This is a genomic window from Achromobacter aegrifaciens (assembly GCF_902859735.1).
Lineage (GTDB): Bacteria > Pseudomonadota > Gammaproteobacteria > Burkholderiales > Burkholderiaceae_B > Achromobacter > Achromobacter aegrifaciens.
In genome coordinates this window covers 387,403-401,801 of sequence record NZ_CADIJY010000001.1, presented here as the reverse complement: position 1 = coordinate 401,801, position 14,399 = coordinate 387,403, and the positions used below count along the sequence as shown (strand labels likewise).

Annotated in this window: 11 protein-coding genes; 8 read left to right on the top strand and 3 right to left on the bottom strand. The window is 67.1% G+C overall.

The features are described from left to right. Positions 1 to 198: 198 nt before the first annotated feature. Positions 199 to 705, top strand: a complete 507-nt coding sequence (locus tag HV766_RS01875) for a hypothetical protein (RefSeq protein ID WP_175180445.1) — start codon at positions 199 to 201, stop codon at positions 703 to 705. A 55-nt stretch (positions 706 to 760) separates the two neighbouring features. Here the strand turns inward: HV766_RS01875 and HV766_RS01870 are convergent, their stop codons facing one another. Beyond that, positions 761 to 2,098: a DUF3100 domain-containing protein gene (locus tag HV766_RS01870; protein ID WP_054454954.1), complete on the bottom strand. Its 1,338-nt coding sequence runs from the start codon at positions 2,096 to 2,098 to the stop codon at positions 761 to 763. A 291-nt stretch (positions 2,099 to 2,389) separates the two neighbouring features. On the opposite strand from HV766_RS01870, the gene HV766_RS01865 reads away from it, so the two are divergent. The 4 genes from HV766_RS01865 (at position 2,390) to HV766_RS01850 (ending at position 6,113) form a co-directional block, all read left to right on the top strand. Next, a complete protein-coding gene (locus HV766_RS01865; protein WP_054454956.1) occupies positions 2,390 to 3,325 on the top strand; it encodes a LysR family transcriptional regulator in 936 nt (311 codons plus the stop codon). A gap of 76 nt (positions 3,326 to 3,401) precedes the next feature. Continuing rightward, entirely contained in the window at positions 3,402 to 3,593 is a 192-nt protein-coding gene (locus tag HV766_RS01860) for a DUF2970 domain-containing protein (RefSeq protein ID WP_013391270.1), read from the top strand. Positions 3,594 to 3,832: 239 nt separating this feature from the next. After that, positions 3,833 to 5,575 (top strand): nitrite/sulfite reductase, encoded by a 1,743-nt coding sequence (locus tag HV766_RS01855; protein WP_175159681.1) that lies wholly within the window; start codon positions 3,833 to 3,835, stop codon positions 5,573 to 5,575. After that, on the top strand, positions 5,568 to 6,113 hold the full coding sequence (locus HV766_RS01850) for a DUF934 domain-containing protein (RefSeq protein WP_175180444.1): 546 nt from the start codon (positions 5,568 to 5,570) through the stop codon (positions 6,111 to 6,113). The genes HV766_RS01855 and HV766_RS01850 overlap by 8 nt, the downstream gene beginning before the upstream one ends. On the opposite strand, the gene HV766_RS01845 is transcribed toward HV766_RS01850, so the two are convergent. Then, positions 6,110 to 6,907 carry an IclR family transcriptional regulator gene (locus HV766_RS01845; RefSeq protein WP_054454964.1) on the bottom strand — a complete coding sequence of 266 codons (798 nt, stop codon included), beginning with the start codon at positions 6,905 to 6,907 and terminating at the stop codon, positions 6,110 to 6,112. The two genes, HV766_RS01850 and HV766_RS01845, sit on opposite strands and share 4 nt — an antisense overlap. 102 nt (positions 6,908 to 7,009) lie before the next feature. On the opposite strand from HV766_RS01845, the gene HV766_RS01840 reads away from it, so the two are divergent. From HV766_RS01840 to HV766_RS01830, 3 genes are read left to right on the top strand one after another with little or no spacing between them, the layout of a single operon-like run. Further along, positions 7,010 to 7,993 carry a Bug family tripartite tricarboxylate transporter substrate binding protein gene (locus HV766_RS01840; RefSeq protein ID WP_175180443.1) on the top strand — a complete coding sequence of 328 codons (984 nt, stop codon included), beginning with the start codon at positions 7,010 to 7,012 and terminating at the stop codon, positions 7,991 to 7,993. A 10-nt stretch (positions 7,994 to 8,003) separates the two neighbouring features. Further along, complete coding sequence (locus HV766_RS01835) at positions 8,004 to 9,521, top strand: class I adenylate-forming enzyme family protein (RefSeq protein ID WP_175180442.1); 1,518 nt, start codon at positions 8,004 to 8,006, stop codon at positions 9,519 to 9,521. Continuing rightward, on the top strand, positions 9,518 to 10,303 hold the full coding sequence (locus tag HV766_RS01830; RefSeq protein ID WP_054454971.1) for a citryl-CoA lyase: 786 nt from the start codon (positions 9,518 to 9,520) through the stop codon (positions 10,301 to 10,303). Before HV766_RS01835 ends, HV766_RS01830 begins: the two co-directional genes overlap by 4 nt. A 62-nt stretch (positions 10,304 to 10,365) precedes the next feature. Here HV766_RS01830 and metH read toward each other — a convergent pair whose 3' ends face one another. Beyond that, positions 10,366 to 14,139, bottom strand: coding sequence for a methionine synthase (gene metH / locus HV766_RS01825; RefSeq protein WP_119452179.1), 3,774 nt, complete (start codon positions 14,137 to 14,139; stop codon positions 10,366 to 10,368). Between the last annotated feature and the right edge of the window lie 260 nt (positions 14,140 to 14,399).

The following is a 14,399-nucleotide window of genomic DNA, read 5'->3' as shown; positions in this document are numbered from 1 at the left end:
CGGTTTGGGCAGGCGCAGGGCCGGGAGAACCCGCCGGGCTCCCTGGCCATCACCTGCCCTGGTACGGCGCGGCCCCGAGCCGCGTCGCTAGGCCCCTGACGCGTGCAGGGGCCTTTTTTTCGCCCGGATCGCCCCCAGCTGTTACAGTGAAGTCGGCAGGCGGGCCGATCCGCCGGCCATCACCAGAAGGGGCCCAGCATGAACGTCGCTGCGATCTCCGCCATCCACCGGGCTGACGCGCCCTACCCCGCGCGCTCCGCCGCGCTGGACGCCACCCGCGCATTTCCCGAAACCCAACGCGTGGCCCACGTCCACGCGGCCCGGGCAACGGCTGCCGCCCACGCGCTGCGCGTCGAACGCGACCGCGACAGTCTGCCATTGGCGCTGGCCGTCTTTGACGCCTCGAATGCGGACGCGCTACGCGACCTGCACGCGGCATCGCGCATGCGCCGCGCCGTTGAGGATTTTGCCGCGCAGCCCGACCCCGCGGCCCAGCGCGCCGGCTCCGCCAACGACCTGGGCACCATCGAAGGCCTGATGCCGCTGCAGGCCTACCGCGTCGCGATGGGCAATCCGCAAGTGCAGGACCTGCAGACCGCAGTCGCCATGAAGGCGGCGGGCCTGGGCGTTCCCAAGGTCGCCAACATCGGCGCGACCGAGAACGTCACGGACAACGCGCGCTACCGGCCGGGTTTCGCGCCCTGACCAAAAAAAACCGCCTGACGCATCAGGCGGTTCTTGATTCGGGAGCGAACGGCGATCAGTGGAAGAATTCCGCGATCATGGTCGCGCCCAGGAAGGTGCCGGCGTTGGCGGCCAGGGACACCACCACGATCTTCCAGCCCAGCTTGCGGAACGCCGGCAGGTCCTTGAGGATCGACAGGCCGGCCATGGCCAGGATCACGGTCGTGAACGGCAGGAAGTTCACCTTGCCTACCATGGCGATGATCTGGTCCGAGTACGGCAGCACGCCGGGGCAGCCCGCGGTCATGGCGATCAGCGACAGCACGAACACGGCGGGCAACTTGGGCACCACGCGCAGCACCAGGTCGGTGATGACGACCAGCAGGATGATGATGCCCATGCCCGGCAAGGCGTCGGCAAACGGCACGTTGTAGCCCAGGCGGTTGCCCACCAGCGCGAACAGGCCGCAGATGACATAGGCGGTCAGGCGATCGCCGAAGCCCATCTTGACGCCGTGCGCGGGCGCGTCCTGCGTGACCTCGTCATCAGCGGCGACGGTCTCGGCCTTGCCGCGCGAGAAGCGGCCCAGCACCGGTTCCAGCTTGCCGTACAGGAAGATGGTGGTCGGCAGCGAAATGAACAGCGTGAAGTACACGCCCACCACCGTGGTCAGCAGATTGGCGGCGGCGGCCAGCGCGGCCACCTGGTGCGCGACTTCGGGCGTCTGCTGGGACGCGATCGCGCCCACGCCGGCGGCCATCATGCTGCCCGAGCCCACCCCGGCGCCCATGGCGAGCGAGCGCGGATCGAAGATGTTCAGGCTGGTGATGAAGCCGGCCATCAACGCCACGAACAGCGCGCCGATCACGGTGCCGGTGATGTACTCGGCCATCACGCCGCGGCCTTCGGGCGAGTTCATGCCGTAGCGTTCGCCGATGATGGCCAGGCTGGGCTCGCGGCCCACCGAGAAAGTGGCGCCGATGGCCTCGCGCTTGATGCCCAGCAGCAGCGCCAGCGGCAGGCCGACGGCCATGGTGCCGAAGAAGTGGCCGAATTCCTGGAACACCAGGGCCCAGCCGGCTTCGCGCACCTGCGGCAAGGCGCCGCCCACCATCAGGCCCAGCTTGGCCAGGAAGGGCAGCAGCGCGTATTGCAGATAGCCGCTGATGCGGGTCTGCATGGCGGTGTCGATGTTCAGGCCCGCCGGCAGGCGCTGGCCCAAGGCGGCCACGATGGCGCCGATGAAGATGGCCCACAGCATCGGCTGCAGGATGATCTTGCCCGGGCCTACGTTGAAGGTGGCGCTGCCGATCGCCTCCGAAACGACAACCACCAGCAAGATGGCGGCGAGCATGCGGATGCGCCCGGATAGCGGCATGGAAGGCGCGGCCAGGCTGGCGCTGGCGTGTGACATCGGATTCCCCTGAGTACGTGAATAGTCGTCGTGGCTGCCCGCCGCGATCCCGGCCGGCCGGCGCCCGCAATGGGCGTCGCAGCGCGGCGGCGGCGACGGCGCGCGCAGCAGGGCCGATTTTCGCCGGGGGCCCGGCGCGCAACCATGACAGGGCTGGCGCATAAACGTTGCGTAAAATGCAACGGACAGGCTTTTCCAGGGAAAATTTTGCATGATCTCGATTCATGCAAGGGTAAACCCTAGATTGTATCTGTGGATCTGCCGCCGCACTCCCCGCCACGGAGCCCCGCCATGGACGAAAAACTCGACGCCCGCCGCACCCACTATTTCATGCAGGTCATGAGCCGCGGCTCGGTGCGCGGCGCCGCCGAAGTGCTGGACATGGACCCGTCCGCCGTCAGCCGCGCCATAGCCGCCCTGGAACGCGACTGCGGCATCGCCCTGTTCGAACGCCGCGGACGGGGCGTAGTGCCGACCGACGCGGGCCACATCCTGGCGCGCTACATCAAGCGCCAGCAGGACATCCAGGAGAGCTTCTTCTCCGAGATCGACAGCTTGCGCAAGGCCGAACGGGGACACATAGACCTGGTGCTGGGCGAGGGCTTCGTGGAGCTGATGTTCGAACGCGTGCTGCCGGGCTACTGGCGCAGCCACCCGGAGGTCACGCTGGACATCGACGTCGCGCGCACGTCCGAGATCGTGCAGCGCATCGTCGATGACCGCGCCTACATAGGGCTGGTGTTCCAGCCGCCCAACGACGCCCGCCTGCGCACCCATTATTCGCGGCCCGAACCCATCCGCGCCATCGTGCGCGAGGACCACCCGCTGACGCTGCTGCGCCGTCCCCTGCTGCTGACCGACCTGGCCGAGTATCCCGGCGCGTCCATGCAGGAGGGGTTCGGCGTGCGCCAGCACATCCAGGCCGCCGAAATCAGCGAACAGGTCAGGCTGCGCAACGTGCTCACCACTTCGTCCTTCAAGGCACTGTGGCAATTCGCCGCCGCCGGCATCGGCTATGCGCTGACGCCGCCCATCGCGGTCACGGCCGACCTGCGCGCCCAGCGCCTGGCCAGCCTGCCGCTGGCCAATCCCATCCTCAACCAGGGCAGCCTGCACGTACTGAGCCGCGCCGGCCGCCATGTGTCCCCCGCCGCGCGCGAACTGCTGGACCACATCGTGCGCGGCATCGGCGCCCCGGCCGGTTCGGCGTCTGATACGGTCAGGTAAGGCGGATCTGCATCTGTTTCCCCGACGTCCGGCAGCCTACATTGGCGCTATCCGCCACGACGCCAGGAGAGACAACATGCTGAGTTTCTTGCGCACGGTCAAATCCGTGCTGTGGGGATTCTTCGGCGTGCGCCGCGGACGGGGCTACGATGCCGACATCGCCAACAACAAGCCGGCGCCATTGATATTGACCGGGCTGCTGATGGCGGCTTGTCTGGTGGTCATTCTGGTGCTGGTCGCGCGCTGGGCGGTGAACGCCGCGTTGTAAATCCACCGTCCCGCAAGAATGGCCGTCCCGCCGCCGGGCCGCCCCAAGGCGGGACAGCCCCCTCGGGGGGCAGCAAGCGCGCGCAAGCGCGTGCAGCGTGGGGGCCCCATTATCTTATTACCAGAATGACTTAGACGGTCGCTACAGCTGCCTGTTACGGTTATGAACCCCTTTCTCCTGCCGCATTGCGCCGGGCGACCGCCGGGATCCAGACCGAGAAGACTTCAAGGGCAGTAGACATGTACGTGTATGACCCCGTCGACCAGCAGCTAGTCGAGCAACGCGTGGCGCAATTCTCCGACCAGACGCGCCGCTTCCTCGATGGCCAACTAACGGAAGATGAATTCCGCGTTTTGCGCCTGCAGAACGGCCTGTACATCCAGCGCCACGCGCCCATGCTGCGCGTCGCCATTCCCTACGGCATCCTGGCGTCGCGCCAATTGCGCACGCTGGCGCACATCGCCCGCAAATGGGACCGCGGCTACGGCCATTTCAGCACCCGCCAGAACATCCAGTTCAACTGGCCCAAGCTGGAAGACGTGCCGGCCATCCTGGCCGAACTTGCCACGGTGCAGATGCATGCCATCCAGACCAGCGGCAACTGCATCCGCAACACCACCACCGACCACTTCGCCGGCGTCGCGCCGGACGAGCTGGTGGATCCGCTGGTTTGGTGCGAGATCATCCGCCAGTGGTCCACGCTGCACCCGGAGTTCGCCTTCCTGCCGCGCAAGTTCAAGATCGCGGTCAGCGGCGCCGTGCAGGACCGCGCGGCCGTGGGCGTGCACGACATCGGCCTGCAAGCCGTCGAACGCGACGGCAAGCTGGGCTTTCGCGTCTGGGTGGGCGGCGGGCTGGGCCGCACGCCCATCGTCGGCAAGCTGATCAATCCCTTCGTCGAATGGCAGGACCTGCTGACCTATCTGCAGGCCGCGCTGCGGGTCTACAACCTGCACGGCCGCCGCGACAACAAGTACAAGGCGCGCATCAAGATCCTGGTCAAGGACCTGACGCCGGAAGTCTATGCGCAGCAGGTGGATGAACAGTGGCAGCTCATCAAGGGCGGCCCGGACACCATCACCCAGGAATTCGTCGACAGCATCAAGGCCCGTTTCGTCTGGCCGCAATACGATGCCGCTGCCGCGCAGGATGTGGACAACACCGCCGCGCTGGCCGCCGCCGATCCGCGCTTTGCGCGCTGGCTGCGCACCAACGTGCATCCGCACAAGGTGGCCGGCTATGCCGCCGTCACCGTGTCGCTCAAGCCCACCGGCGTGCCCCCGGGCGACATCACCGCCGACCAGATGGACGCGGTAGCCGACCTGGCCGACGACTACGGCTTCGGCGAACTGCGCGTCTCGCACGAGCAGAACCTGATCCTGGCCGACGTGCGCCGCGCGCGCCTGCACGATCTCTGGACCACGTTGCAGGCGCTGAACCTGGCCACGCCCAACATCGGCCTGCTGACCAACATCATCGCCTGTCCGGGCGGGGATTTCTGCGCGCTGGCCAATGCCGTCTCCATCCCCGTGGCCGAAGCCATCCAGCGCCAGTTCGACAACCTCGACTACCTGTTCGAGATCGGCGAGCTGGACCTGAACATCTCGGGCTGCATCAACTCCTGCGGCCACCATCACGTGGGCCACATCGGCATCCTCGGGGTCGATAAGGCCGGCGAAGAGTGGTATCAGGTCACCATCGGCGGACGCCAGAACGGCGCCGCCAAGCCGTTGCCCGATATCGAATCCACGCGCGGCGGCGGCGCCGCCATCGGCCGCATCATCGGCCCGTCGTTCGCACGCGAGCAGGTCGCTGGCGTGGTGGACCGCCTGATCCGCACTTACCTGGGCCTGCGCGACAGCGAAGAGGAACGCTTCATCGACGTGGTGGACCGGGTCGGCATCGACCCCTTCAAGCAGGACGTCTACTCCGATCCCGCCTTCGCCAAACCCGCGCAGCAAGCCGAGGCCGCCCATGTCTGAAATCTATCCGCACGACGCCCCCGGCCCGCACCTGATCCGCAACGGCCGCCTGGAAGCCGACGCCTCGCGCGTCTTCACGCCTGAACCCGAGGTCCCCGCCGAAGGCCAGGTGCCTGGCGACGCGCCGGGCTGGATCGTGCCGCTTTCCGTCTGGAAGATCTCGCGCGCCACCTTGCGCCGCCACCAGCATCCGGTCGCGGTACTGCTTGACCCCGACGCCGACCTGCGCGACCTGGCAGAAGCCGACGGCACGCTGGACCCCGCCGGCATCGCCTTCATCGCCGTCGACTTCCCGGTCTACACCGATGGCCGAGGCTATTCGCTGGCGCAGCTGCTGCGCACGCGCTACCAATGGCAAGGCGAACTGCGCGCGGTCGGCGACGTGATGATCGATACCATCCACTACCAGGCGCGCGTCGGCTTCGACAGCTTCCTGGTCAAGCCCGGCCACGATCCGCACAAGGCCCTGGACGCGTTCAAGACCTTCACGGTGCATTACCAGAAGACCTACCGCGTGCCGACGCCGGCAGCCGCCTAAGCCGCGGGAAATCCCGGCAGCGCCCAGCGCTGCGTCCTGACCTCATCCTGCGCCAACTGGGCGCGGATCAGGTCGGCGATATTGCGCTGGCGCGCCGCCTGCATGCGGCCGATCAGGCTGGACACGCTGACGGCCAGGCGCGGATATCCGCCCGCGTCGCACAAGGCCACGCCCACCCCCAACACGCCCGGCACCGCCGCGTTGCCCACCACCGACCAGCCGCGCCCGCGCGTGTTCTCCACCAGGCGCCGCATCTGCGCCACCGTCATGCCGCCGTAGGCGCGCAGCGCCTGCTCGTTCTGCGCAATCACCTCTTCCGACTCGTCCGGCGGCAGCGCGGCCAATAGCGCCAGCCCGGCCGCCCCCACGCCCAGCGGCTGGCGGTGGCCCACCGTGACCGCCAGCACCTGCACGGGATAGTTGCCCACTTCACGGTGCAGGCAAAGCGAATCGTTGCCCGCGCGGCAGATGAGAAAAGCGGAATCGCCGCTGACGTCGCTGATCTGGCGCAGCACCGGCCGCAGGTCGCGCACAGCCTGCGCATGCGGATCGCCCGCCATCATCACGCCCAGCTCAGCCACGCGCCAGCGCGGCGCCTCGGACTCGCGCAAGGCGTAGCCCTCCTGCACCAGCACGTCGAGATAGCGATAGGCCGTGGTCCGCTGCATGCCCGCAGCGCGCGCGATGTCGACCACGTGCATGCCCGCCGCCCCCGCCTGCCGCAGCACGCCCAGCACGCGCAGCCCGCGGCGCAATACGCGCGGCCCCGAGCCTTCGGATTCTGGTTTGTTCATTTTTTGGACAGCTTGCGTTGATGAGGCCCCTATCAAAGCCCAATATGAATCCGGGCAGACGCAGAGCTGTCCAAATATTAGACAAACAGGACGGAGACAACAATGAAGATGCAAAGCAAGCGGTGGGCCGCCGCGGCGGCCGCCCTGGGTGCGCTGCTCGCGGCCCCGGCCCTGGCGGCCAAGCCCTATCCCGAGCGTCCCGTGACGCTGGTCGTCGGCTACGCGGCGGGCGGCGCCACCGACATCGTGGCGCGCCTGATGGCGAAGTCCCTCTCGGAAGAATTGGGCCAGACCATCGTGGTGGAGAACAAGACCGGCGCCAACAGCAACATAGGCGCGGAAATCGTCTCGCGCGCCGCGCCAGACGGCTACACGCTGTATGTGGGTTCCATCGCCAACACCATCAACCGCACGCTGTACAGCCAGCTCAACTATGACTTCGTGAAGGGCTTCGAGCCCGTGGGTCTGCTGGCGACCATTCCGAACATCCTGGTCGTCAACCCCAAGCTGCCGGTCAAGACCGTGCAGGAATACGTGGCCTACGCGAAGAAGAATCCGGGCAAGCTGACCTGCGCCTCTTCCGGCAGCGGCTCGTCCATCCACCTGTCGTGCGAGCTGTTCAAGATGCAGACCGGCACCGACATCCTGCACGTGCCGTACCGCGGCAGCGGCCCGGCCGTGGCCGACCTGCTAGGCGGCCAGGTGGATTCCATGTTCGACAACCTGCCCTCGTCGCTGCCGCACGTGCAGGCCGGCAAGCTGCGCGCCATCGGCGTGACCTCGCCGCAGCGCCTGCCCTCCGCGCCCGACACGCCCACGCTGGCCGAATCCGGCCTGCCCGGCTTCGAGGTGGAATCCTGGTTCGGCGTGATGGCGCCGGCCGGCACCCCCAAGCCCGTCGTCGAGCGCTTGAACCAGGCCATCAACAAGGCGCTGGCCAGCCCGGCGCTGCAGGCGTCCTACCAGCAATCCGGCTTCTACGCGCCACAGCAGCCCAACACCCCCGAGACCTACGCCCAGAAGATCGCCAGCGAGATCGACAAATGGGGCAAGGTCGTCAAGAGCGCCAACCTCAAAGCCAACTAGGAACACCAGGATGTACCCGATAGATTTCTTCTTCCGCGCGGCCGAGCAGTATCCGGAGCGCATCGCGCTGGACGGTCCCGAAGGCCAGGTCACTTACTCGCAATTGGCCGCCGATACGCGGGCGCTGGCCGCGGCCTTGCAAGAACTGGATCCCGCGCCGCAGACGCGGGTGGCGATCTGCGCCGGCAACTCCGCGCGGCACATCCTGGCGCTGCTGGCCGTGCTGGCCAGCGGCAAGGTGTGGGTGCCGCTCAACTACCGCAGCACGGAGCGCGAGATCGGGCGCATCCTGGACGCCACCGAGCCGTCCATCGTGATCGTGGACGGCGTGGGCGCGCCGCTGGCGCCTCCGGCCCAGGCGCCGCAACGCCGCCGCCACATCCATCTGGGCGACGCATCGGCGCCGCTGGCGCTGGATAAGCTGCTGGCCCGCTGCGCCGGACGCGAGCCGCAGCGCCACGCGCTACCGCGCGACGCCACCCAGGCCATCAAGTTCACAGGCGGCACCACCGGCCTGCCCAAGGGCGTGATGCAGCCGTACCACGCGTGGAACGCGGGCATCATCAACCAGATCATGAGCTGGGGCCTGACCCACGAAGACCGCTATGTCGTGGCCGCCCCCATCACGCACGGCACCGGCACATACCTCTTGCCGGTGCTGGCGCGCGGCGGCGCCCATCTGCTGTTGGATGGCGTCACGCCGGCCAGCATCACCGCCGCCTTCCGCGAGCGCGGCGGCACGCTGAGCTTCATGCCGCCTACACTGATCTACATGATCATGGCGCAGCCCGGCGTCTCGCGCGCCGACTTCCCCCGGCTGCGCAACCTGATCTACGGCGGCGCGCCCATGCCCGTGGAAAAGATCGATCGGGCGCGCGAATTCTTCGGCCCTGTGCTGGGCACCACCTACGGCCAGACCGAGGCGCCGCAGATCATGACGGTGCTGCGCCCCGCCGACCTGGAAGCGCCGGAGAACCGCGCCTCGGTCGGACGCGTCACCTGGCTCAGCGACGTGGCCATCATGTCGCCCGACGGCGCGCTGCTGCCGCGCGGCGAGATCGGCGAGGTCGTGGTGCAGGGCGACCTGGTCATGTCGGGCTACTGGCGCCTGCCCGAAAAAACCGCCGAAACGGTGGTGGACGGCTGGCTGCATACCGGCGACACCGGCCTGATCGATGCGCGCGGCTATCTGTTCCTGAAGGACCGGCTGCGCGACGTGATCATCACCGGCGGCTTCAACATCTACCCGGTGGACGTGGAGAACGCGCTGTCCGCGCATCCCGCCGTCTACGAGTGCTCGGTGTTCGGACTGCCCGACGACAAGTGGGGTGAAGCGGTCCATGCCGCCGTGCAGTTCCATCCCGGCGCGCAGGCCAGCGCGGACGAGTTGAAGGCGCACGTGCGCGCCCTGCTCGGCCCCGTGGCCACGCCCAAGCAATTCCACATCCATGACAGCCTGCCGCGCTCCAGCGTGGGCAAGGTACTGAAAAACGCCGTGCGCGACGCGGCCCTGAAGGAGACCTCATGAAAACGCCCGAAACCCGCCTCTGCGCGCATCACCTTACCGGCATGTCCTACCGCGACGTGGATCTGGTCGAAGACCTGATCGGCAAGAAGACCTTCACCGAAGTCATGATCATGCAGATCCTGGGCCGCGAGGCGCGCCCGGTGGACCTGCGCATCGTCGACGCGGTGCTGGTCACGCTGATGGAGCATGGCCTGACGCCCAGCGCCATCGCCACCCGGCTGATCTACATGAGCGCGCCGGAAAACCTGCAGGGCGCGGTGGCGTCCGGCCTCATGGCGGTAGGCAGCCAGTTCGTCGGCACCATGGAAAACTGCTCGCGCCTGCTGGACCGCATCCGCCAGGCCGACGACGGCCGCGCAGAAGCCCTGGCGATCGCCCGCGAGTTCCGTGAATCGCGCAGCGCGTTACCCGGCTTCGGCCACCATCTGCACAAGCCCGACGACCCGCGCTCGATCAAGCTGCTGGCGCTGGCCGAGGCCGAACCGGAACTCAAGGGCGACTCGCTCAAGGCGCTGCGCCTGCTCTCGGCCGCGATCGACGAGACCTACGGCAAGCACATCACCATCAACGCCACCGGCGCGGTGGCCGCGCTGCTCAGCGAGATCGGCGTGCCGACCGAACTGATGCGCGGCTTCGCCGTCATTTCGCGCGCGGCCGGCCTGGTGTCGCACGTGGCCGAGGAACAGCAAAGTCCATCGGGACGCTACATCTGGGAAACCATAGACCAGGCCATTCCCTATGTGGGCAAAGGCAAGACGCATCAAGACGGAGAGCAGGCGTAACGGCGCAGCCGCATGGACGGGGGAATGGCCAGCGAGTACGCCTGACCGCTCCCCCGCAGCGCTCAACCCAGGTTCGGCGCCAGGGTACGCTTCAGGTCTTCGATGCTGCGGCCACTGCGGGCGGCGTAGTCCTGCAACTGGTCTTCGCCGATCACGCCCACGTTGAAGTACTGCGACTGCGGGTGGCTGAAGTAGAAGCCGGACACGCTGGAGGCCGGGTACATGGCATAGCTGTCGGTCAGCATCATGCCGATATCGGCGCCGTCCAGCACGCGGAACATGTCGGTCTTGATGACGTGTTCGGGGCAGGCCGGGTAGCCGGGCGCGGGGCGGATGCCCACGTACTTCTCGGCGATCATGTCGTCGTTGGACAGGGCTTCGTCGGGCGCATAGCCCCACAGATCCTGGCGCACGCGGGCATGCAGGCATTCGGCGAAGCCTTCGGCCAGGCGGTCGGCCAGCGACTTCAGCATGATGCTGGAGTAGTCGTCCAGGGCCTTTTCGAATTCCGCTTCCTTCTTTTCGATGCCCAGGCCCGCCGTGACGGCGAACATGCCGATGTAGTCCAGCTTGCCGCTGGACTTGGGCGCGATGAAATCGGACAGGCACTTGTTGCTGACGCCTTCGCGCTTGGCGCCCTGCTGGCGCAGATTGCGGTAGGTGAACAGCACTTCGCTGCGGGTCTCGTCCTTGTAGACCTCGATGTCTTCGTCGTTGATGCTGTTGGCCGGATAGAAGCCCACCACGCCGTTGGCGGTGAGCCAGCGGCCTTCGATGATGCGCTTCATCATGGCCAGGCCGTCGGCGTAGACCTTGCGCGCCTGCTCGCCCACGACCTTGTCGTCCAGGATGGCGGGGAACGGGCCGAACAGGCTCCAGGTCTGGAAGAACGGGCCCCAGTCCACGTACTTGGCGATTTCGGCCAGGTCGTAGCTCTTGAATGTGCGGCGGCCGATGAACTTCGGGCGCGGCGGCGTGTAGTTGTCCCAGTCGATCGCGGGACGCGAGGCGCGCGCTTCCGCCAGCGGCAGGATGGGCGTGGCCTTGCGGTTGGCGTGGCGGCGGCGCACCTCTTCGTATTCCTCGGCCAACTCCGCCAGATACGTTGCGGACTGGTCCGACATCAGGTTCGTCGCCACGCCCACGGAACGGCTGGCGTCCGGCACGTAGATCACCGGGCCTTCGTAGTTGGGCGCGATCTTGACGGCGGTGTGCACGCGGCTGGTGGTGGCGCCGCCTATCATCAGCGGCAGCTTGCGGCTGCGGAAGTACTCGTCGCGCTGCATTTCGCTGGCCACGTAGGCCATTTCTTCCAGGCTGGGCGTGATCAGGCCGGACAGGCCGACGATGTCGGCGTTCTCTTCCTTGGCCTTTTCCAGGATCTGGGCGCAGGGCACCATCACGCCCATGTTCACGACTTCGAAGTTATTGCACTGCAGGACCACCGATACGATGTTTTTGCCGATGTCGTGCACGTCGCCCTTGACGGTGGCGATGACGATCTTGCCCTTGGCGCGCACGTCGCCGCCCGCGGCCGCGATCTGGCGCTTTTCTTCCTCGATGAAGGGAATCAGGTGGGCCACGGCCTGCTTCATGACCCGGGCCGACTTCACCACCTGCGGCAGGAACATCTTGCCTTCGCCGAACAGGTCGCCCACCACGTTCATGCCGTCCATCAGCGGGCCTTCGATCACTTCGATCGGACGGCCGCCGCGCGCGGCGATCTTCTGGCGCACTTCCTCGGTGTCCTCGACGATGAAGGCGGTGATGCCGTGCACCAGCGCATGCGACAGGCGCGCCTCGACCTCGGCATTACGCCAGGTCAGGTCCTCTTCCTTCTTGGCGCCAGAGCCCTTCACGCTGTCGGCGAACTGCACCAGGCGCTCGGTCGGGGTGCGCTCGTCGTCGGCTTCCGTCTTGCCCACGGGCTCGGCGCGGTCCAGCACCACGTCCTCGACCAGGTCGCGCAGCTTGGGATCCAGGTCGGCGTACACGCCCAGCTGGCCGGCGTTGACGATGCCCATCGTCATGCCTTCCTTGACGGCGTAATAGAGGAACACCGTGTGGATGGCCTCGCGCATGGGCTCATTGCCGCGGAACGAAAAGCTGACGTTGGACACGCCGCCCGAGATGCGGGCGTAGGGCAGGTTCTCGCGGATCCAGCGCGTGCCTTCGATGAAGTCCACGGCGTAGTGGTTGTGTTCGTCGATGCCGGTGGCGACCGCGAAGACGTTGGGATCGAAGATGATGTCTTCCGGCGGGAAGCCTTCTTCCTCGACCAGGATCTTGTAGGCGCGGCCGCAGATTTCCTTGCGGCGCTCCAGCGTGTCGGCCTGGCCCTGTTCGTCGAACGCCATCACCACCACGGCCGCGCCGTAGCGGCGGCACAGGCGCGCATGGTGGCGGAAGGGCTCCAGCCCTTCCTTCATGGAGATCGAGTTCACCACGGGCTTGCCCTGCACGCACTTCAGGCCTTCTTCGATGACTTCCCACTTGGAGCTGTCGATCATGATCGGCACGCGCGCGATGTCGGGCTCGGAGGCGATCAGGTTGAGGAAGCGCCGCATGCAGGCCACCGAATCCAGCATGGCCTCGTCCATGTTGATGTCGATGATCTGCGCGCCATTCTCGACCTGCTGGCGGGCCACGGCCAGCGCCTCGTCGTATTTCTCTTCGCGGATCAGGCGGGCGAACATCTTGCTGCCCGTCACGTTGGTGCGTTCACCGACGTTGACGTACAGCGTGTCTTCGTCGATGTTCAGCGGCTCCAGGCCCGACAGGCGGGTCTTGACCGGAATGTCCGGCACGGCGCGCGGAGTCAGCGACATGACCTTGGCCGCGATCTCGCGGATGTGGTCCGGGGTGGTGCCGCAACAGCCGCCCGACATGTTGACCAGCCCGGCGCGGGCGAATTCCTCCAGCAGCGCCGAGGTATCGGCCGGGGTTTCGTCAAAGCCGGTCTCGGCCATGGGATTGGGCAGGCCGGCGTTCGGATAGACGCAGACGTAGGTGTCGCAGATGCGGGCAAGCTCGGCCACGTAGGGCCGCATCAGCGCCGCGCCCAGCGCGCAGTTCAGGCCGATGGTGATGGGGCGCGCGTGGCGCACCGAGTTCCAGAAGGCTTCCACGGTCTGGCCGGAAAGGATGCGCCCGGACGCGTCGGTCACCGTGCCCGAGATCATCACGGGCAGGCGCACGCCGCGCGCCTCGAACACTTCCTCGGTGGCGAAGATGGCCGCCTTGGCGTTCAGGGTGTCGAAGATGGTTTCGATCAGGACGATGTCGATGCCGCCGTCCAGCAGGCCGTTGAGCTGCTCCACATAGGCGACGCGCAGTTCCTCGAAGGTGACGTTGCGCGCGCCCGGATCGTTCACGTCCGGCGAGATCGACGCGGTCTTGGGCTGCGGACCCAGCGCGCCGGCCACGAAGCGCGGCCGCTCGGGCGTGCTGTAGGCGTCACAGGCCTCGCGCGCCAGGCGCGCGGACACCAGGTTCAGTTCGTAGGCCAGTTCCGGCAGTTCATAGTCGCCCTGCGCGATGGTGGTGGCGCCGAAGGTGTTGGTCTCGATGACGTCGGCTCCGGCTTCCAGGTACTGGCGATGGATCTCGGAGATCACGTCCGGACGCACCAGCGACAGCAGCTCGTTGTTGCCCTTGACGTCCTTGCCGTGGCCGGCGAAGCGCTCGCCGCGGAAATCCGCCTCGCCCAGCTTGTAGCGCTGGATCATGGTGCCCATGGCGCCATCCAGGATCAGGATGCGCTTGCCCAGCAGGCGGGCGAATTCGCTGCCGTGGGTATAGGCTTCGGGCGGGTAAGGCAGGCGGGGATACGACACGGGCAGGTCCGGATGGAGTTGGCGATGGCGGCGCTATGTGGCGAAAAAGCGAAAAACGCCGCAAAAACAAGCCCTGATCGTAACAAAATGGGCCTATCCGCGCCTCCCGGTGATACAGTTTCGGCCCCGAACCGGTGCTTTCGGCGCACTGGGCAGGCAAGAACGCAACACTTGCCAGCCGCGCGCGAAAGGTAAACGGGAAACAGGAAGAACCTCCCAGGACTGCCGCCCCACAAGGCGCCGGCAAACCCTGGCTCCAG